Origin of the sequence: Mongoliibacter ruber (assembly GCF_003003005.1) — a bacterium.
GTDB classification, from domain to species: Bacteria; Bacteroidota; Bacteroidia; order Cytophagales; family Cyclobacteriaceae; genus Mongoliibacter; species Mongoliibacter ruber.
In genome coordinates this window covers 31,370-52,924 of record NZ_PVTR01000004.1, presented here as the reverse complement: position 1 = coordinate 52,924, position 21,555 = coordinate 31,370, and the positions used below count along the sequence as shown (strand labels likewise).

Annotated in this window: 16 protein-coding genes; all 16 read left to right on the top strand. The window is 39.0% G+C overall.

Features of this window, described 5'->3' with window-relative positions:
* The first annotated feature begins 64 nt into the window (after positions 1-64).
* Complete coding sequence (locus tag CLW00_RS07835) at positions 65-904, top strand: polysaccharide biosynthesis/export family protein (RefSeq protein ID WP_245917196.1); 840 nt, start codon at positions 65-67, stop codon at positions 902-904.
* Positions 905-909: 5 nt separating this feature from the next.
* Complete coding sequence (locus CLW00_RS07830; protein WP_106133127.1) at positions 910-3,351, top strand: GumC family protein; 2,442 nt, start codon at positions 910-912, stop codon at positions 3,349-3,351.
* A 350-nt stretch (positions 3,352-3,701) separates the two neighbouring features.
* The gene (locus CLW00_RS07825) at positions 3,702-4,919 is read left to right on the top strand and encodes an O-antigen ligase family protein (RefSeq protein ID WP_106133126.1); all 1,218 of its coding nucleotides are present in this window, start codon (positions 3,702-3,704) and stop codon (positions 4,917-4,919) included.
* Between the two features lie 14 nt (positions 4,920-4,933).
* Positions 4,934-5,857 carry a glycosyltransferase family 2 protein gene (locus CLW00_RS07820; RefSeq protein WP_170073186.1) on the top strand — a complete coding sequence of 308 codons (924 nt, stop codon included), beginning with the start codon at positions 4,934-4,936 and terminating at the stop codon, positions 5,855-5,857.
* A 4-nt stretch (positions 5,858-5,861) separates the two neighbouring features.
* The gene (locus tag CLW00_RS07815) at positions 5,862-7,085 is read left to right on the top strand and encodes a glycosyltransferase family 4 protein (protein WP_106133124.1); all 1,224 of its coding nucleotides are present in this window, start codon (positions 5,862-5,864) and stop codon (positions 7,083-7,085) included.
* The gene (locus tag CLW00_RS07810; RefSeq protein ID WP_106133123.1) at positions 7,066-8,223 is read left to right on the top strand and encodes a glycosyltransferase family 4 protein; all 1,158 of its coding nucleotides are present in this window, start codon (positions 7,066-7,068) and stop codon (positions 8,221-8,223) included. Before CLW00_RS07815 ends, CLW00_RS07810 begins: the two co-directional genes overlap by 20 nt.
* A gap of 29 nt (positions 8,224-8,252) precedes the next feature.
* Positions 8,253-9,350, top strand: coding sequence for a glycosyltransferase family 4 protein (locus CLW00_RS07805; protein ID WP_106133122.1), 1,098 nt, complete (start codon positions 8,253-8,255; stop codon positions 9,348-9,350).
* A gap of 674 nt (positions 9,351-10,024) precedes the next feature.
* Complete coding sequence (locus CLW00_RS07800; RefSeq protein WP_106133121.1) at positions 10,025-10,747, top strand: WecB/TagA/CpsF family glycosyltransferase; 723 nt, start codon at positions 10,025-10,027, stop codon at positions 10,745-10,747.
* Positions 10,748-10,873: 126 nt separating this feature from the next.
* On the top strand, positions 10,874-12,085 hold the full coding sequence (gene gmd / locus CLW00_RS07795; protein WP_106133120.1) for a GDP-mannose 4,6-dehydratase: 1,212 nt from the start codon (positions 10,874-10,876) through the stop codon (positions 12,083-12,085).
* Between the two features lie 104 nt (positions 12,086-12,189).
* Entirely contained in the window at positions 12,190-12,759 is a 570-nt protein-coding gene (locus tag CLW00_RS07790) for a hypothetical protein (RefSeq protein ID WP_106133119.1), read from the top strand.
* 18 nt (positions 12,760-12,777) lie between these two features.
* On the top strand, positions 12,778-13,749 hold the full coding sequence (locus tag CLW00_RS07785) for a GDP-L-fucose synthase family protein (RefSeq protein WP_146131381.1): 972 nt from the start codon (positions 12,778-12,780) through the stop codon (positions 13,747-13,749).
* Positions 13,750-14,051: 302 nt separating this feature from the next.
* The gene (locus tag CLW00_RS07780; protein ID WP_146131380.1) at positions 14,052-15,341 is read left to right on the top strand and encodes an oligosaccharide flippase family protein; all 1,290 of its coding nucleotides are present in this window, start codon (positions 14,052-14,054) and stop codon (positions 15,339-15,341) included.
* Entirely contained in the window at positions 15,338-16,522 is a 1,185-nt protein-coding gene (locus CLW00_RS07775; RefSeq protein ID WP_106133116.1) for a glycosyltransferase family 4 protein, read from the top strand. Before CLW00_RS07780 ends, CLW00_RS07775 begins: the two co-directional genes overlap by 4 nt.
* A 17-nt stretch (positions 16,523-16,539) precedes the next feature.
* A complete protein-coding gene (locus CLW00_RS07770) occupies positions 16,540-17,754 on the top strand; it encodes a glycosyltransferase family protein (RefSeq protein WP_146131379.1) in 1,215 nt (404 codons plus the stop codon).
* A 202-nt stretch (positions 17,755-17,956) separates the two neighbouring features.
* Positions 17,957-18,694, top strand: a complete 738-nt coding sequence (locus CLW00_RS07765; protein ID WP_106133366.1) for a polysaccharide biosynthesis/export family protein — start codon at positions 17,957-17,959, stop codon at positions 18,692-18,694.
* A 4-nt stretch (positions 18,695-18,698) separates the two neighbouring features.
* A complete protein-coding gene (locus CLW00_RS07760) occupies positions 18,699-21,116 on the top strand; it encodes a GumC family protein (RefSeq protein ID WP_106133114.1) in 2,418 nt (805 codons plus the stop codon).
* Positions 21,117-21,555: the final 439 nt, after the last annotated feature.

Sequence of the window (21,555 nt, the reverse complement as noted above, 5' to 3'; positions counted from 1 at the left end):
CTATATTTGGCATCTTATTTAAAACGAAAAATTTCATATTACTCTTATCGCCCTAGCTTTAATTATGAGCAATTTTAAAAGGACCAGTTCCAGAAGGGGAATAATGTTTCTCCTGTCATTATCTTTCTTAGTTATCTCATTTAGTTCATGTGTTTCTAACAAAAAAATCATTTACCTACAGAACCAGGAACAATCAGCAGCACTAGATGACGGTCAAATGATCAACTATGACCTCTTAGAGTATAGGTTACAGTTCAATGACATTATTGAAATCCAAGTATTGACTATCGAAGACCTAATGAAAAACGGGTTTAGTCTAAGTGATCAGATGCCAGCCATGAATATGGGTATGCAAATGGGGCAAGGCGGAGGAGATATATACTATATGACAGGTTACTCCGTTGATAAAGACGGGAATATCAGGATCCCGATGCTTGGCAATGTCAAGGTCACTAACCTGACAATAGATGAGGTAAGAGTTTTGATTGAAGAACAATTAAGAAGATATATCAGCTCCGAATTTTTTGTAAGAGTAAAGCTTGGTGGTATCAGGTACAGTGCTTTGGGAGAATTTAGAAAGCCTGGGAAATATGTGGTTTTACAGGATAGGATGACCATTTTTGAAGCTATTGCACATGCAGGCGACATTACTCCTATTGGTAGAAGGGAAGAAGTTGTCCTTATAAGACAGTTCCCCGAAGGTTCTAAAATATTTAAAGTCAATCTATTAGATAGAAATATTATTAATTCTCAATTCTACTTTATACAACCAAATGATCAGCTTTATGTAGAACCATTGAAAGTTCGTGAACTCGGCGCGGGAGAGAATGCAGCACAATCACTTACCCTTATCATATCTACATTTACCTTCGTAGCCTTGGTTTTAAATCTCTTAAGTAATTAATTACAATGAATAATTCATTTCCAAATAGTCCTCAACCCCAACATCCTGCGTTCAATGTTCCGCAAGGGAATGATGATTTTGATCTCAAATCAATCTTGTTTTCCTATATCAAGTATTGGCCGCATATCCTTGTTTGTGTAATATTAGGAGGGGTAGGCGCATATTTTGTCAATAAATACACCACTCCTGTTTATTTGGTTGAAGCCACAGTAGTGTTGAACGATGAGAAGCCGGACCTTACTTCTGAGCTTTTCTCTGCTACTACGTATTCCGGACCTAAGACAAATACAGAAAATGAGATGGGTATTGTCAAATCTTTTGCTGTAGCGGAAGATGCCCTATCTAAGTTGAATTTTAATGTGTCTTACTTTAGGAAAGATTTTTTTGGATTTAATCAGATTTACGGAAATACTCCTGTCTATGTAAATGTAGACTGGAAGCATCCCCAAGTGACAGATGGCAAAATCAGGCTTATTGTTCTTGACCAAGATAGCTATCAGCTTGTTGTAGAAAAGGATGGCTTTTATATATACAACCCTACAGATCCATTTTACAAGACTAGCTTAAATAATACAAGTGTTCTTGAGGGTGTTTATAAATTTGGGGAAGAGGTATTGGGAGAATATTTCAAGTTTACCATCTCGAATGTAAGCAGTGTCGCTGGAGATGAATTGTATGTCCAATTGATGGATACCAAGACCTTGGCTATAGGCTACATGAATAGATTGAATGTGGTGCCGATCAACAAGCAAGCTTCTATCCTAAAATTGTCAATCCAGACACCAATCAGAAAGATGGGTGAAGATTACCTCAACAAATTGATGGAATCTTACCTTGACCGTGAGTTGCAAGAAAAAAACAGGGTTTCAGAAAGTACTATCAGTTTTATAGAAACCCAGTTGTCAGGAATCACAGATTCTCTTTCCTTTTTTGAAAACAGGCTTCAAAAATATAGAAGTGACAACCGTGTTTTTAACCTAAGTCAAGAAGGAAACAGGGTTTTTGAAAATCTTGTTGAATTCGAAAATGAAAAAGCCAGGTTAGAAATTACCTTGAGATATTATTATCAATTGAGAGATTACCTGACCAATGAGAACCTAAATGGTACCATGGCACCATCAATTGGAAGTACAGGTGATGCACTATTGAACACTTTGGTAGCAAACCTGATTGAACTCCAAGCTGAAAACATCCGACTTTCAGCCAATTTCTCCGATGAAACCCCAGCTGTAAGAGAGCTTAGGTTGAGAATTCAAAATACCAAGAAAGTGCTGAGTGAGAATGTCAATTCTTCTATCAGGAACCTTGAATCAAATGTAGAGCAGCTTGACCGTAGGATCAATGTATTTGAGAAGGAAGCAAATGCACTTCCTGAAACAGAAAGACAATTGGTAAGTATCCAAAGGCAATTCAATATCAATGAAAGTATCTATGTATACTTATTGGAAAAAAGAGCTGAGGCAGAGATTCAGAAAGCATCAAACTTCCCTAAAAATTCAACTCTGGATTACGCAAGGGCCCAGTTTAGGCCGGTTTCTCCTAAAAAATCTGTTAATTTCCTTATTGGTCTTGGAATAGGCCTAGGTTTGCCTTTCTTATTGATTACGATTAAGAATATTCTTAACTCAAAAATTGATGATCCGAAGTTCCTGGAAGTGAAAACAGGTACTCCATTCTTGGGAGTAATCGGCAGGAGTAAACTTGACAGTGCAAGAGTAGTATTTGAAGCACCAAAATCAGGAATTACCGAGTCATTCAGGTCTTTAAGATCAGACATGTCATATCTTGCTCCTAAAGAAGGTAATCTAACGGTCTTGTTTACCTCATCCATTTCCGGTGAGGGTAAGACATTCTGTGCGATCAATATGGCATCTGTTTTTGCCTTGACCAATAAAAAAGTAATGCTAATCGGTCTTGATTTGAGGAAACCAAAAATTGCCTTGGATTTTAACCTGACAAACGAAATTGGTGTAAGTACCTATCTAAGTTCCAATATCCATTGGAAGAATGTGGTAAGCACTACAGATCACCCTAACTTGGATGTTATCCTTTCAGGTCCTATTCCACCAAACCCTGCAGAATTATTACTTCAGGAAAAGTTTGGAATGATGCTAGAAGAGATCAAGCAAGAATATGATGTTGTCATCTTAGATTGTCCGCCGGTAGGTTTGGTTTCTGAAACCAAGGAATTGTTCAAGTTTTCTGATGTGAATATCTTCGTATTTAGACATAAATACTCTGAAAAAGGTAATTACAAGATTTTGGAAAACCTCAAGCAAAAAGGAGAAATCTCTAAAGTATATACCATCTTGAATGATTTCACTGTTGAAAATAGTTACGGATACGGATACGGTTATGGATACGGTTATGGCCAAGACTATGGTTACTACGAGGACGAAACCAAATCCAAGAAGAGGAAAAAAACTAGAAAAGAAACCGTTGCTTAAGCGATTTTAATTGTCAATACCTTCATGGATTTAAGTCATGAAGGTATTGATTTTTTACATTGATAATTGGCTGAAACATATCATTGATGTCCCAAAACACCTCGAATTGGGATCTCAGTTCTTTTATTAAGTTTTGCAAGTTTGTTTGTTTTTAGATAGCTAAAAATCAAGCACATGCATTTATGTTTGAGTAAAGAAGTCCAGTTGATTTACAAAAGACGGCGGAAGCGCATTTGATGAATATTGAATTGAAGATAAATCAAGCTAAAAAAGCCCGTCATTATGCTGAACTTATGTTTGATTGGCCTACTTTTGTAGGGAACAGTGGGAAACAATTTAAAGAATTATAAATGAGAAAGGTCATTGACTTTTTCAGAACCGAGGTTTACATTCCGGATGAAAAGTTTAAGTTTTTTTTCCGGTGGATGTTTATCTGCAGTGGAATTGCTTATTTGAATTATGCGATCCCATTTGCACCAGATACTTTATTTGGCTTCAACTGGACAGGTATAGCTTGGATAGTTATGCTATGCATTATTTTTCTTGTGATTTTCCGTATAGAGAGGCCAACGTTCCCATTTTATTTCTGGGCGCCATGGGTGATTTATATGATAGGAAGTGTGATCGCTTCATATTCTTTTGTGGGCCTTCAGCTTACCTTTCAATACATGATTCCAATTCTTGTAGGAGTCATTGCATCTTCATTTTCGTATTCTTGGCCAAAGATATTTTGGTTATTTCAACAGCTTTCTAAGCTAGTTGTATTTATTTATGTTCTTTTTCTCGCCTATTACCTGACTACAGGATATGCTGCTCACATGCCTACCACCCCAATGATATTTATTGTCTTGGGTTCGATCTGTCTGGGTAGCTATTATGTACTTAAACAAAAATTTTACCTTTTCATCTTCTTTATCTTGTTTATCATGCCATTTGTCAGTGTGACAAGGATGGCTTTATTGGTGTTTTTGGTGACTTTCGTATTTCATTTCTCAAACAGTAGTATCCGAAACAAGATCATTTACGGATTTTTAGGTCTTGGACTCGGCTTGATTGTCTTTACTTCGGAAGGATTCCAGAAGAAAACATTCTTTGAAGGAGATGGAGAATTGTCAGAGATAGGACTGGACTTGTACGATAACGAGCAGTTGAATAACAATGGACGGAAAGCTTGGCAAATATCCCTAGCTCCAGGTCTTGCCGCAAACCCTATTTGGGGAAATGGTCCACGAGCAGACAATGCGGTTTTGAAAGATATTATAGGGGAGGGCTCTGCAGAAGCACACAATGATTACCTTTCAGTGACTTACAATTATGGCGCGTTTGGCCTTACCTTGTTACTGATAGGTATTATATCCACATTTCTGTTAATATTCAAGAACTCATTTGCACAAACAAATCCTTTAGGTAAAATCATATTTGGTTCTGTACTCACATTGTTTTTTGGGTATATGCTGTTTATGGCTACTGATAATATCTTAAAATACACAATCTTTTTCCCTAATTACTTCTATGCCCTAATTGGAATAACCTTCAGCATCCATAAGAAGGGCTGGTCTTATTTATGATTTTTTCGCCGTCTATGAATATCAGTGTCGTAATACCGCTTTTCAATAAGGCCAATTCAATATTGCCGGCAATCAACTCAGTGCTTTCTCAGACTTTTAAGCCTAAGGAGCTGATCGTGGTGAATGATGGCAGCAGTGATGGCTCTGAAATACTGGTGGAAAAGGTTGAAAACCCTATCGTCAAGTTGATTCATCAAGCCAATCAAGGTGTGTCAGTAGCAAGGAATGTGGGTATTTCAGAAGCAAAAGGGGATTGGATAGCATTTTTGGATGCGGATGACTTATGGATGCCTGATTTTCTGGAATCCATAGCCAAGCTTCATGCCCAATTCCCCGAAGCCGAGGTTTTGGCAACAGCTTATGAGTTCCTTTACGCCAATGGAACCAAAAGTAATATTTCTTTGAATAAGCTACCATTTGAAGGCGATTCAGGTTACCTGACAAATTATTTTCATGTGGCGGCAAGTTCACACCCTCCAATATGTTCTTCAGCCGTTGCTGTCAAAAAATCTTCCATGGATCATGTCAATGGGTTTCCTGTTGGTTTAAAATCTGGTGAAGACCTGATCACTTGGGCAAAGTTGTTTCTGGATTTTCAGGTAGCCTATTCCCGAAAAGTTGGCGCCTTATATATCCACCAACCTGCCAATTCAGGGATTTCATTTTCCAGAGAGCAAAAACATGACCCGGTGGGAGAATCTCTTTTATCCCTAAAGGAAAAAGTGAAAGATCCGGAAAAAATAAAAGGGTTAGATTTATACATTGGAAGATGGTTGAAGTCCAAATCGATGATTTTGTTGGAAATAGGTGAGAACCGTTTGGCTCGTAAAAAAATTCTTGAAGCTTTTTCTTTTTCAGATGAAAAGTTAAAATTGATGGCTTTGCTATTCATCTCGCTTTTTCCTGTTAAGATCTCTAAGTTTATACTTAAAAAATAGACAAATGCATATTGTTTATATTTCCAGAGAATATGGCGAATCTAAAAGAGGTGGTGGCATAGCTACCTATATACAGCATATTGCAGATGGCCTTATTGCAAAAGGGCATCGCGTAACAGTGATTACAGCTTCTGATAACACCAAAGAAGAAAACATTGAACTCAGGGATAACCTTACCTTGATTAAGCTTTCAGCGGGTGATTTTCATGTTCAGGATGCTGAAAAGGCTGATTTTTCCTTTCTCAAAAAATTCAGGCTTTTTTATAGGTTCTATTCTTTCAGGAAAAAAATCAAAGATTGTATCAAAGGTCTCAAAGATGTTGATATCATTGAAGTCCAAGATTACGGTGCTGAGGCACTTTACTTACAGGACCTTAAAATCCCTTTGGTCATCAGGTTGCAGACCCCGTCTTTATTGGATAGAAAAACCCAAAAAGTAAAGAAATTTACATTCAAAACCATTCCGGATTGGTTTGTTGGTACATACGAAAACCGGTTGATACGGAAAGCCAAATATATCACTTCCTGTTCCTTGGCCCTAAAGGATTGGACAGTAGAACATTTGGGTTTGAATGCCTCCATCGTAGAAGTTATTTACAACCCTGTCAACCTCGCCACCATCAACAATGCTGATTATTTGCCAAAAAAAGACTTATTTAGTGTTGTATATGCAGGGACAGTTTCTCAGGAAAAGGGGGTAGGGGACTTGGTGAAGGCCATTCAGATTTTGAGGGATCAAGGAATGGATGTTACTTTGGAGATTGCTGGCAAACTTGGTTCCTATGGTAAAAAATTAAAGGAAACAATAGAGGTCAACGGTGCCTCATGGTTTACCTTTCATGGACATTTGCAAAAAAAGAACTTAATTAAATTGTATCAAAGCTCAAATGTTGCTTGTTTTCCATCTTGGTGGGAAGCAATGGGTATAGTTTGCGTAGAAGCCATGTATGCCGGACCCGTCGTATTGGGAAGTAATTCAGGTGGAATGGCAGAAATAATAGATGAAGGTAAGGACGGTTTTCTTGTTTCTCCAAAGTCTGCGGAACACTTGGCTGAGCGAATTAAGTTCATTCATGATCTTTCGGACGAAGAAAAAGTGAAAATCTCTCATGCAGCTAAAGAAAAAGTTATTAATTTGTTTAGTCTTCAATATTTGAGTGATCAGACAATCAATTTTTATGAAAAAGTTTTAAAAGATTATAGAAAGCATGAAGATCCATTGGGTTAATCCATCCTTTTTAGACTACAGGGTTCCTCTCTATAAAGCCATCAATGAACTGGCTGATGGGAATTTTCATGTTACCTATTCCAAAAATCGGGTTCCTGAGAGAATTGTAAATAAAATTGAAGCTGCATTAGGGGAAAATGCCCATGGCCTGAGTGAAGAGAGAATCATACAAATAGGCAAACAGGGAAACTTTGCCAATCAAGGTGTGAATATCCCTTTGCAAAAAGGATTAATAAAGGCAATCAGCAGTGTCGAGGCAGATATCATGATTACTGAAGGCTTCTTTCAGTGGGCACCTTTCGCTGGATATGTCTCAAAAAGATTGAAGATTCCTTTGTGGGTGGCATATGAAAGGACAAAGCATACAGAACGGTTTTGCCCTTTCTGGCGAACAGCCTACCGTAGGGTTTTTGATAAAATGGTCAATGGCTACCTTGTCAATGGTAACCTTACCGAAGAATACCTTGTAGACAACCTAAAAGTCAATAATAAGCCTATTGTAAAAGGCTGTATGTCTGCTGACAGTGAAGGACTGGCCAATCAGGTCCGCCAAATGACTGATGAATCAATTCAGAAATTCAAGAAAAAACTTAATCTTCAAAAAGGATTGACCTTTCTTTTTGTAGGTCAACTGATTGATAGAAAAGGAGTATTGCCACTATTGAATGCCTGGCAAAAACATGCACTCATGAACCCGGAAGATAACCTCTTACTTATCGGTACAGGAGACCAAGAACAAAGCCTAAAGCAAAAATTTGAACACCTGCCTTCTGTGTTTTTCTTGGGGTCAATAGACTATGATCAGATTTATCAATACTATGCTGCAGCCGATGTTTTTGTCATGCCTACCCTTGAAGACAACTGGAGTTTGGTTGTGCCGGAAGCCATGGCCTGTGGTCTGCCCGTGGCTACGACTTTTTACAACGGATGTTATCCTGAATTAATTACAGAAGGTGTAAATGGTTTTGTTTTTGACAGTTTGCGTGAAGAAGATATCATCCGCACCCTGCAAGCATTCAATGTCATGGACCTCAATTCAATGGGAAATAACTCAATAAAAATTGAATCCAATTTTTCAACTCAAGTCGTCGCTGAAAGAATCTTCCAAGCCATGCAGGATTCTTTCAAACTTAAATAAGGGTTTTTTACTGATTACTATATTTCTCAATGTCCAAGGATAAACCCAAAATACTTTTTATACTTCACTATCCACCTCCCGTACATGGTGCGGCCATTGTTGGGCAGTATATCAAAGAATCTGAATATCTGGAGGGATTTATAGAAGGAAGGTATATCAACCTGAGCACTTCAGATTCAATAGAAAACATAGGCAAAGGCGGTTTTAAAAAACTGATGTCCATACTGAATGTGTATTGGAAATCATTCTACCAACTGTTGACTTTTAGACCTAAGTATTGCTATATCACCTTGACTGCTTCCGGTGTAGGCTTCTACAAAGACAGTCTTATAGCCCTGATGGCCAAAGTCTTGGGCGTGAAAACGATTTATCATTTTCATAACAAGGGTGTTAAGTCCTGTCAGCATAAGGGCTTTGATAATTTGCTGTACCGCCTGGTATTTAATAAGTCAAAAGTTATTTTACTTTCTGAATTGTTGTATGATGACGTCATCAAATACGTAAAGAAAGATCAGCTGCATGTTTGCCATAATGGCATTCCTGATTACAATTTAAGCGCCTCACCAAAGAGTATAGCTGATTCTCCAAAAGTCAAAATACTGTTTATTTCTAACTTGATCAGAAGTAAAGGAATCATAGACTTGTTGCAAGCACTATCAATGCTGAAAGAAGCATCTTATGAACTTACTATTGTAGGGGCTGAGGCTGACATCAGCAGTCAAGAACTCACACGCAATATTGAAGATTTTGGTATACAGGACAAAGTGAAATATTTGGGCAAACGATATGGAGAAGAAAAATTCGAACTTTTGTCCCAAGCCGACCTTTTTGTATTCCCGACCTATTACCACAATGAATGCTTTCCGCTAAGTATTTTGGAAGCCATGTGTTTTGGTTTGCCAGTTATTTCAACATTTGAGGGAGCCGTCCCTGATTTGGTATTGGATGGGAAAAATGGATTCATCGTTTCGCAAAGAGATATTCCACAACTTGCAGCTGCCATCAAACAGCTCATTTCAGACAAAGAATTGAGGCAGGAAATGGGAAATTTTTCCCGCAATTACTTTCTGGAAAATTTCACCTTATCAGTATTTGAAAAAAACATAAAAGAAATTTTGACAACTTGATTTTTAGATTCATAATCTATTGAGTTTTCGCTGTTTCTTTAATTTGTTAAAACAATTTCCTTAAAAAAAGCTTATGATGATGTGCAGCCAAATTTGTACATCTTCAGGTCGTACCTATTTATGAATCCTAGTATTGGAGTAGGTAAAATGTAATCTGCTGACCTAAAAAACTGCGTAAATCTAATTGGAAAGCGTGGGAAAATTTAAAATGCGTAGTTTTGAGTAGATATGCGTAGTGTTTAACATTGTAGTACAAAGCATGACTATCTGCTATGTAGAATTGTTTTTTCTAAAATTAGCAGGGTCTTGGTAAAAATAGTTGACAAAGAAATTGATTCAAGTAAATACCAAAAATAGAATATTTAAAGATGTCGTTTTGATGATATTTCTAGTTTTGGAATGCTAATTTTATTGAAAAACTGGAAATATTTCTATTCCATGTAAAAAAATGCTGATGCTTAAAGTCTTAAAATCAGGGAATTCTTCAAAGTTTTTGCTTTTATATTGTAGAAATACATAAATTTAAGCCTACATAAATGCAAAAAGGTGTATTAAGTACTGAACTATTCCCCTTTCAAAAAAAATATTAAATTTGCAAAACCAATATTATCCGTAGAGTTCAAAATCACCGGAAAATACTAACTTGTTTGAGGAGCTTGAGGATCTAAATATTTATGAAATTGAAGTTTTTACATTATAATATTAGTACCGATCTTCCTGAAAGTTTAGAGGGGGACAAACTCCTTATTAACACAATCAATCCGCATTCTTATTGTATCGCAAAAACAGACTATGAATTTGAGAAATCTCTCACGACTTGCGATATCCTAATACCCGATGGCGTCGGGATTGTTCTTGGATTTAAACTGCTATATGGTAAGAATATCAAAAAAATATCAGGTTATGATCTCCACATGCATTACCTCAATTTGGTAAATCAGAAAAAAGGTAAAGTTTTTTATTTGGGATCTTCGGATTCCACACTCCAACTGATCCAACAAAAGGTGCAGGAGCAATTTCCGGATGTTGAAGTGGCCTCATTCAGTCCTCCTTACAAGCAGGTGTTTTCTGAAGAAGACAGTGAATACATGCTTCAAATGGTCAATGAATACAAGCCGGACGTATTGTTTGTAGGTATGACAGCACCTAAGCAGGAGAAATGGGCATTTCAGTTCAAAGATAAACTGGATGCTAGCGTGATCTGCTCAATAGGAGCGGTTTTTGATTTTTATGCGGGCACTGTCAAAAGACCAAGTAAGATTTGGATCAATTTAGGTTTGGAATGGTTCCCAAGATTGTTGCGTGAACCCAAAAGATTATGGAGGAGAACCTTTATTTCCACACCATCTTATATCATAGATATTTTTTCTAATAAAATTCTTTCCAGAGAATTGTAATTTTTCTCAAGATTAAGATAATCTGGTTTGCAAACCCTTGTAAAAACATCTTTATTTGGTGTCCTATAGATTTATAACTTTAAAAAACTCATTTAAGTCAATAATGACTTATATATTTCATATAATATGCAGAAAACGGCACTGATAACAGGAATCACAGGGCAAGATGGAGCCTATTTGGCAGAACTTCTTTTAGAAAAAGGATACAAAGTACATGGTATTAAAAGAAGATCCTCATTATTCAATACAGATAGAATAGATCACCTATACCAAGATCCTCATGTGAACAATCCCCAATTGATCCTTCACTATGGAGACATGACCGATTCCATGAATCTTACCCGTATTATACAGGAAACACAACCGGATGAGATTTATAACCTTGCGGCAATGTCACATGTGAAAGTTTCTTTTGATACCCCTGAGTACACTGCCAATGCAGATGCCATCGGAACATTAAGGATCCTTGAAGCAGTTAGGTTGCTTGGTTTAGAACAAAAGACCCGAATTTACCAAGCTTCCACTTCAGAGCTTTATGGATTGGTACAGGCGGTTCCACAATCTGAGTCAACTCCTTTTTACCCAAGGTCACCCTATGCTGTAGCCAAACTTTATGCCTATTGGATTACTGTCAATTACAGAGAGGCTTACAATATGTATGCCTGTAATGGTATCCTTTTCAATCATGAATCGCCCTTGAGAGGTGAGACTTTTGTGACCAGAAAAATCACACGTGCTGTTGCGAAAATTACGCTGGGAATTCAAAAAGAATTGTACATGGGCAACTTAGATGCTCAGAGGGATTGGGGACATGCCAAGGATTATGTGTATGCCATGTGGAGAATTCTTCAGCAGGATACCCCAGAAGATTACGTGATAGCAACAGGGACTACTACCAAGGTGAGAGATTTCATAGCCATGGCATTTGATGAGGTAGGATTCAGCCTAAGATGGGAAGGTGAAGGAGTAGATGAAGTGGGCATATTGGATGCTGTAAACGTAGAAAAGTTTGAATCCGCAACTGGCCTTGAATGGGGTGCTGATTATGCCAATTCTGAATCAGATGATTCTTCAGAAGCAGGAAAAAGAGAATTAGGGAAAAATAACTTTATCCCCTTGAACAGTGTTCTGGTGAAAGTTGACCCGAGATATTTCAGACCTACTGAAGTGGAATTGCTTATAGGTGATCCTTCCAAAGCCAAGACCAAACTCGGATGGGAACCCAAATACGATGTACTTGCTTTGGCTCAGGAAATGGTAGCCTCTGACCTCAACCTATTCAAGAAAGATTTGCAACTTCAGATGGCAGGTCACAAAATATATTATCAAGAAGAATAAAAGAAATACTCAGCAGGATGTTATATTTACATCACCCATACTTAATCCTCCGCCTAAAACGGTGAACCCCAAATTTCTTTTAGTCAAAAAAATACTAATAAATTATGTACAAGAAATTCTTGATTGCCCTAACTATGTTTGCTGTAGTAGGAATTGCTGAAGCGCAGGTAGAATCTGAGACATCCGAAACAGAAGAAAAAGTTTCCTTAAGGGATTATGTTGTCCCAAAAAAATCAGCTTTAGGTATTCGTTTTGGTTACTTTAATTCCATAGCGGCATCTTATCAGCAATTTATTACCGATAAGTCAGCGATAGATGTTAATTTTGGATGGAGACCTTCAGGTGGTTTTGTGAGATGGGCTGAACCTTTCACAAGACTTGGCGGTCATGCCACTTATCAGAGGATGTATCCCCTTGATGTGAGAAAAGACGGTACCATCCATTTCTTTTGGTCTGTCGGTTGGCATGCCGGCGTGGTGGAATGGGTAGATGTTGAAGACAGTAGAGGTCTTCAGACTGGTCCATTGGTAGGAGTTGGGCTTGATCTTAGGTTTGAGAAGTATTCTATCAACCTAGGTGTATTGCCAGGATGGGATTTGCCGGGAGGTAATCTTGATCAAGCTGCATTCTTTATGAACAAAGGTTCTGGCGTGGCCGTAAGGTTATTGTTTTAAAGCATAAATAACAAAGCATTGAGTAATTTAAAAATTTTTATAGCCGGTCATAGAGGTATGGTCGGCTCTGCTGTTTGGAGGAAACTTGCAGCAAAAGGCTATACAAACCTGATCGGTATGGGCAGCAAAGAATTGGACCTGCGTGACCAATCGGCTGTAAATTCCTTTTTCAAAGCGGAGCAACCTGATGTAGTCATCGATGCAGCGGCAAGGGTAGGGGGTATCTTGGCCAATAATAACTACCCTTATCAATTTTTGATGGAAAACCTTCAAATACAGAATAACCTCATCGATGCGGCCCTCAAAGAAAATGTAGCCAAATTTATATTTTTAGGTTCTTCCTGCATTTATCCCAAGTTGGCCCCACAGCCACTTAAGGAGGAGTACCTGCTCACCTCATCCTTGGAGCCCACCAATGAATGGTATGCCATCGCCAAAATTGCAGGCGTGAAGGCTTGTGAGGCAATCCGTAAACAGTATGGGAAGGACTTTGTGTCTCTTATGCCTACCAATCTTTATGGCCCATTTGACAATTTCGACTACGAGACTTCACATGTCATGCCTGCCATGATCAGGAAGTTTCATGATGCTAAAAATTCAGCCCAAGACGAAAAAACCGCTCCTCCTGTGACCTTGTGGGGTTCTGGTTCGCCTATGCGTGAATTCCTGCATGTCGATGACATGGCTGATGCTGTTGTCTTCGCCTTGGAAAATCAGCTGGCTGAGCACCTGTACAATGTGGGTACAGGAACAGATTTGAGCATCAAAGATTTAGCCACGCTGGTACAAAAAACAGTAGGGCACCTAGGTGAAATGGTATGGGACAGCAGCAAGCCTGACGGTACCCCGAGGAAATTGATGGATGTTTCTAAATTGCAAAAGGAAGGTTGGAAATATCAGATTCCACTCGAAGAAGGGATCAAAGAAACATATGCTTGGTTTCTGACAAATCAGGCTAACTTTAAGCAAGTGAAAATAGATACGCTCTAAAGCCTTGGGTTTTATGATAGTGCGCTGCATTGCTGTTTAACTTAAGTTTTTATGGCAATGAGGGTTTGGATAAAAAGCTGTTTTTGGTGGACAGGTCCCAATCAAAAAAGTGTCCGACCTGACGGATATAGTATCTATGAATTTCAATTAGTATTCAATTAGATTGTAAAGTATTCCTGAAAAATACTGGCATCATTCTGTCTATACATATTGTGCTTTTTTTAAAATTACTTATTCAAAAATTCGAAAGGTACCCCAAGTTACATGGGGTACTGATCAGCCTGAGCCAATCCTCTGTATTTATGAGGTTGGCATCCGGATCATTTTGGAATGCCATCCTGAACTTCTTTTCCAAAGGCTTCTCCTTTTTAGGGACTATAATCATCATCCGATTGATCGGAAGGGAAGCTTTTGGTGAGTTTGGTCTTCTGAATACCACTATTTCGATGTTTGGGATGTTTACTGCTTTTAGTATTTCTCAAACAGCCACCAAGTACATTGCCCAATACAGAAATTCTGACAAAGAAAAGGCCAGTCGGATTATAGGGATATCCTTTTTGTTTTCCGGCTTGGTAGGATCCCTGGTGTTCTTGGTCGTAGTTTTTTTTGCCAAATCCCTTGCTATACATTCTCTGGGAGCCCCTCATCTCCAAAGTAGCCTTCAATTGATGGCCCTCGGAGTCCTTTTCGGATCCCTTAATGGTGTTCAAAACGGAATCATTTATGGATTGGAGGCTTTTAAAGTCAACACCTATCTGGGGATATTCCTAGGTTTTGTGCTTACACTTATCAAGGTGCTATTGACCTACTATTTCGGATTCTTTGGTGCAGTAGTCGGAATGACCCTAGAACCCGTCATCACTTATGTGATTACTTTCAAAATCACCAAAAACCTCATGTTCAAGGAAGGCTTGACCGTCAGGTTCAAAGGTTCATTGCAAGAGGCCTCCATACTTTTCACGTATTCCCTGCCTACAATCCTCTCAGGTTTGTTGCTGATTCCTACCCAATGGTATGTGATGACGCTGTTAGCAAGAGAAAACAATGGCTTTTTCGAACTTGCGGGCTACAATGCCTCCTTGCAATGGTTCAATGTTCTGATATTTGTGCCCTACATCGTCATGGCTGCATTTCTTCCCGTTTTCAGTGACCTGATTCAACAAGAAAAATTAAGCCAAGTCAATAGGGTAGTGAAAAATACTGTCGTTTTGATTTTAGGGATTTTTGTTCCGCTTTCGGCTGTATTTTTATTCTTTGGGGATAAAATAGCATTGATCTATGGTAGCGAGTTTGGAGGGGTTGGGTATTTGCTGGCACTTTCAATTATAGCCATGATACCACAATCTTTGCTTCTGATTTTTAGTAATTTAGCTGCCGCTATGAATCATCTTTGGTTTAGTTTTTCAGCCCAACTCACTTGGAGTGTGGTACTGCTTTCATTCTCTTACCTCTGGCTGGGATTTGGGGCAGAAGGTTTGCTTTATGCCAGGTTATTGGCTTTTTCTGTCCAACTCCTCGTTTTTCTCATGTATTATTTTTGGTGGAGAGCTAAATTTAAAAAGAACTCAGGTGTAAACATGATACGCTTATGAAAATTGCTTTGGTCACTTATTCACTCATGATTGGAGGGATCGAAAGGGTTATATTCAATCAGGCAAAATTGTTTCAAGAGGCCGGTAATCAGGTGATAGTGGTCGAGACCCAAAAAAAAGGTCTTTGGAATTCATATTTTCTCGAAAGCGGCATTGATGTAAAAACTTTTGAATTGAGCCCTTGGATTTCTAAGGTTGGCCATACCAAGAAGCTGATACAGTTTTTGAAGGACTATGATGTGATTTTTATTCATGATAGCCCATTTGTACAGGCAGGCATTTCAACCCTTCCGGATACTATTTTCATTTTCTCTGTCCTACATTCCATTTTGGATTCTATGTTGGACAATGCAACAGCCAACCTGAGCGCTGTCAATAAGATCATCACGGTCAGTCCTTTCCTCAAAACGCTGTTGGAAGAAAAAAGAAATGTGCCCTCTGAGAAAATTCAATGCATTCCCACCTCGGTAATCAAAGAATCAGGGATTTGTACAAAGCAGAAAACAAAAGTAGGTAAGAAATTCATATACGTAGGCAGGCTTGAACATACCGAAAAAGCGGTTTTGATTTTACCGGATATCATCCGAAAAGTGATGCAACATGCTGAAATAGACTGTTTACACATTTATGGGGATGGTTCTGATAAAGTGGAATTGGAAAGTAAAATTCAAGATTATGGATTGGGAGAAATCATAAAAGTAAAGGGCTATTTGCCTTATGACAACCTATACCAGACCTTGCAGCAGTACGATTTTATGATTCTCCCCTCATTTTTCGAAGGGCAAGGGCTTGTTGCTCTTGAAGCCATGGCGCAGGGTGTTATCCCTGTTGTCTCTCGCCTAGAAGGTAGAACAGATGCTTGGATTGAGCATGGCAAAAGTGGGTTTTTATGCATTCCGGGAGATCCCGATGATTTTTCAAAAGTGATCATCGACATGTTGCAAAGGTCTGATTTGCACATTATTTCAGAAAATGGGAAAAATGTAGTGCGCACAGGCTTTACCTTGGAACATATGAAATCGGCTTATGAGGAACTCATTCGCATAGCACAGCTCAAGGAAATACCCACCCATAGGAACCAAAACATAGACTTTCAACTTTTAGGGGATCTGCCCCGAATACCTTATTTGATGGTGAGACCTTTTAGGAAATCCTTAAAGTTATTGGGACTATGGAAATGAGAAAGTTTAAAATTTTAATGATTGCGCCATCATTTCCTCCTTATGAGTTTTCGGAGGCCTTGGTCAATGCTAAACTTTGCCTGGCCTTGATGGAGTCAGGTCATACCATTCATGTCATCAGTAGGCCAAGTGAGCAATTTTATACCAAAGACTGGTCCTCTGTATGGGAACCACTGAAAGCCATTAATTTTTATGTAGACGAAACCCCGGTTAAGCCAATTCAAAGGTATTGGGAATTGTTTCAAGCAGTTCTTTATTTCAAGCTTCCTTTAGAAGGAGTCAGGTGGGCAAGTAAGGCAGTGGACTTGGGGCTTGAACTGCATCAAAAACACAACTATGACCTTGTCATGAGTAGGATGCCTTCCAATATTGCACATCTTGTCGGAGCCAAAATAAAGGCTTCAACTGCTTTACCATGGATTGCCAATTGGAATGATCCTACAGAAAATATCAGGCCTGGCATGAATTTCCAAAACAGGTTTCAATCTTACCTGATCAATCGATTTGTCAAGACTAGTTTCCGGAATGCTGATTTAAATACCTTCCCTTCTCAATTGCTTTGGGAGCACTACAATGAAAAGATCATCAAGACCAAGACAGATAAAGTAAAGGTCATCCCCCATATAGGAATACATGCAGAGGACTTTGATGTGAACCAAGCACCCGGTAAGCCAATTTCTATTTGTCATGCGGGAAATATGCTTTCCAATGTGAAAGCCTTGAAAGTACTCAAAGCCTTTTCAAAAATTAAACATGAGGATAGATTGGCATTCCAATTTCATGTTTTTGGTGTAATAGACCCAGAGATGCCAGGGCAAATCGAATCCTTAGGGCTTAAGGAAGAGATTTTCTGTCATGCACCTAAGGATTACTTCAGTATGCTCAAGAGTTTGGCTGGTTTCGATTACTTGATGATTTTGGAAGCCCCTTATCCCAAAGGGATTTTGCTTTTGAGTAAATTATCTGACTATGCCTCCATCCAAAGACCAATCGTAGCCATATCCCCCAAAGTAGGGGTGATTGCAGATTATTTGAATGAATATGGAGGAGGACTGATCCTAGACAATCAGGATGAGCATGCGATTTACGAAGGGCTTAGAAAAATTATTTCAAAGGAAATTTCTATTGAAGGTTCCAAAGCCCTTAAGAATGTCTTTAGTCCAAAAGTAGTGGTCAAGCAGCATGAAGAGAGTTTTTACAGGTGTCTAGGTGATAACAAAAAATTAGTATAATGTGAATTTTCTACATATATCTAGGGATTATAAACAAACTTAGTTCTTTGGAAATTTACTAAACTTGTATTGGGGCTCCGAATAAAATAAGTTTTCTATATTTGTCCGATTAAAATATTGAATCTATATGAACAAAGCAATTCAAGCGATACTTTTTGTATTACTCATCGCATCCTGTGTACCAAACAAGCGGATTATATACATGCAGGATTTGGGAGATACTTTTCCGGTGTACGAACCTGGGGTCTTGGTAGAAAATACGGCAGAAGAATACTTATTGCAGTACAATGATGTGGTGGATATTAACATCCAAACAACTTCAGAAGAATTGAATGCAATTTTCGGTATAGCGGCATCCAAAAATCCTCAGTTAGCAATGGCAGGACAACAGAACATAACTGCTGGAGGGGATATATTCTTTATTACCGGTTATACAATTGATGAAAATGGTATGGTAGAACTACCATTAGTTGGGGAGGTTAATCTTAATAACCTTACTACCAAGCAAGCAAAAGAGCTTATTCAAGAAAAAATGCTTGAGTATGTCAACAAAGAAGATCTTTTTGTAAGGGTAAGATTGGGGGGAGTAAGGTTTACGACTTTAGGAGAATTCAATAGAAACGGTAACCATATTATTCTTCAAAACAGAATCAATATTTTTCAGGCCATTGCCCATGCAGGTGACATGACTCCTGTAGCCAAAAGGGACGAAATGGTCTTGGTCAGGCAATACCCATCAGGGACCCGTTCATTTAGGATCAACCTCAATGACAAGCGCTTGGTGGAATCTGAGTTCTTCTTTCTAAGGCCCAATGACATGCTGTACGCAGAACCCATGAAAGTCAGGGAATTGGGAACTGGTGTGAACTTTGTGCAGACCTTCCAACTAGCCGTAACCACAATATCTGCGGTACTTTTAGTCTTAAATGCAATAAACTAAGAATATGAATAACCAAAATACGACTACTTCTCAGGTGGAAGAAGATGAAATAGATTTGATGGACATATTCTTCAGGATACTGAAGGTTTGGCCTTATATATTACTCTCGATTTTTTCAGCACTTTTGATCGCTTTTATATACTTGAAAATAGCCATCCCTCAATATGAGGTAAGCTCTAAATTTTTTATCAAGGAAAAGGAATCCCCCTTTGGCTTATTTGCTGAAGCAGGTATGGGACTTGGACAAATGGGGGATGCCGGTCTCAACAATCAGATGATTATCCTCAAATCAAGACCCATAGCAGCGGCGGCCTTATCAAGGGTGAATTTTGAAGTTGATTACTTCCAAAAAGGAATACTTGCGACCCGAGAAGTTTATAAAAACACGCCAATTACAGTAGAGGTCGATTGGAATCATCCGCAATTGTGTAATGGTGATATTCAGATTACATGGGAAAATGAAAAAAGCTTTTCTATCAAGTATCTCGATGACGAATATAGACAAGTTTTTCCTGGTGAGGAGGCGTATAGAAAAGCGGAAAAACCACTCAGTCCAGAAAGGGTTTTTTCTTTTGGAGAAGAAGTAGTTCTGCCCGGTAATAAATTTATGATCGAACTTACAGGAACCCAAAAGTCAGGAGAGATTATCATTCGAGTAAGAGACAGAAGAAGTTTGATAGACCATTACACCGGAGATGCCCTTTCAGTAGCTCCCATGGATAAACAAGCCACAATCGTCAAACTTACCCTGAGGGTGATCAATCAGGCCAAAGGAAAAGACTACTTGAATGCCTTGCAAACTGTGTTCTTGGAGAATGAACTGGAAGAAAAAAACCTCACCGCAAGCAATACCATAGACTTTATTGACAAGCAAATTGTGGTCTTGACCGACTCTCTCCTGTATATCGAAAACAGGTTGCAGGACTTCCGATCCACCAATGCCATTTATGATATGAGCAATGAAGGCTCGGTGATTTTTAACCAATTGTCTGAATTGGAAATTGAGTTGAGCAAAGAGCGCTTCAAGCGGAACTATTACGGTCAATTGCAGCGCTACTTGGAGACAGGTTCTTATAACCAAATCGTGGTGCCTTCCGGAATGGGTATAGAAGATCCTATTTTGAATTCTTTGATCATGAACCTGATCGAGTTGCAAGCAGAGAAATCGGTGCAATTGTCAAGGTTAAGGGAAAATGCACCTCCTGTTCGGGAATTGAATTTGCAGATTACCGACCTCAATAAATCCATTCAGGAAGTACTCAAAAATGTAGATTCCAATGCTGCTTTGATCATATCAGATTTAGAATCCAGGATTTCAAGGATAGAATCCTCCTTCAGTAGTCTTCCGCAAACGGAACAGAACCTGATCCGGATTCAGCGGGAGTTTACTTTGAATGAAGGTCTGTACACCTACCTGTTGCAAAAAAGGGCTGAGGCTGCCATTACAAGGGCCTCCAACCTTCCCAGCAACAAAATCATAGAAGATGCTGAAGCGGATTTAAACCCTGTAAGTCCAAAGCGCTTGTTGACCTACCTGATCGCAGTGATACTAGGGTTTATATTTCCTGTGGGGTTTGTGTTTGTCAAGGATTTCTTGAATACCAAGATCGAAGATCCCAAAGAGCTGGAGACCAGGTTAAAAGTACCTCTTATTGGAATTATTGGAAGAAATAGCAGTGATGATGGAATGCCTGTTTTGAATAATCCAAGGTCAACGGTGACGGAGGCTTTTAGGAGTTTGAGGGCTGACCTGTCCTACCTATCTGACAATAAGGACAAGTCGACACTGTTGTTTACTTCAAGCATCTCGGGTGAGGGTAAAACCTTTATTTCGATCAATATGGCCTCTGTATTTTCCCTGATGGGTAAAAAGACGGTGTTGATTGGACTGGATTTAAGAAAACCTAAGATTGCAGAGGACTTTGGAATGATCAATGACCTGGGGATGAGTACCTGTCTCAGTACAGATATGCCATGGCAGAAAATAGTAAAACCATCGGGTTTTGAGAATTTGGATGTGATCTTATCCGGTCCAATACCTCCCAATCCTGCGGAATTGTTGTTGAAGGATAAATTCGCCAAGATTATGGATGAAATCAAAGAAGCCTATGATGTGGTGATTTTGGATTGTCCTCCGGTGGGTTTGGTGTCTGAGACCAAAGAGCTTTTTAAATTTTCTGATGTTAACTTCTACGTTTTCCGTCAGGAGTACTCCCAAAAAGGGAATATCCAAATCCTCAACAACCTTGTTGAAAAAGGTGGCTTAAAAAAGGTGTATGGCATCTTAAACGATGTTCACGTCGATACAGGATATGGCTATGGTTACGGTTATGGCTACGGCTATGGCTATGGTAACAACAGTTACGGCTACCACGAAGAAGTACAGTTGCCATGGTGGAAAAGGGCGTTGAAGAGGAAGTAGAGGAGTTAAAGGTTAATTGTTGGGTTTGTGGTAGTGTGGGGGCTGTCTTCTTTGGACAGTTTGACGAACTGACGAACTGATGAATTGATGAACTGGGGAATTGATGAACTGGGGAATTGGGGAACTGGGGAACTGATGAATTGGGGAATTGACGAACTGATGAATTGATGAACTGGGGAACTGACGAATTGGGGAACTGATGAAGAGGGGAACTGACGAACTGATGAATTGATGAACTGATGAATTGACGAACTGGGGAACTGGTTGTAAATTGTTAAAACTTGCCCCGGCGAATGTCGGGGAGTTAAAAGTTGGGTTTGTTGTAGTGTGCGGGCTGTCCTTTTTGTGTAGTTTGGTGGATTGATGAATTGGGGAACTGGGGAATTGACGAAATTTGCCGCCGTGAGTGTCCTCACTCATGGCCATTTAAGCGTTTGGG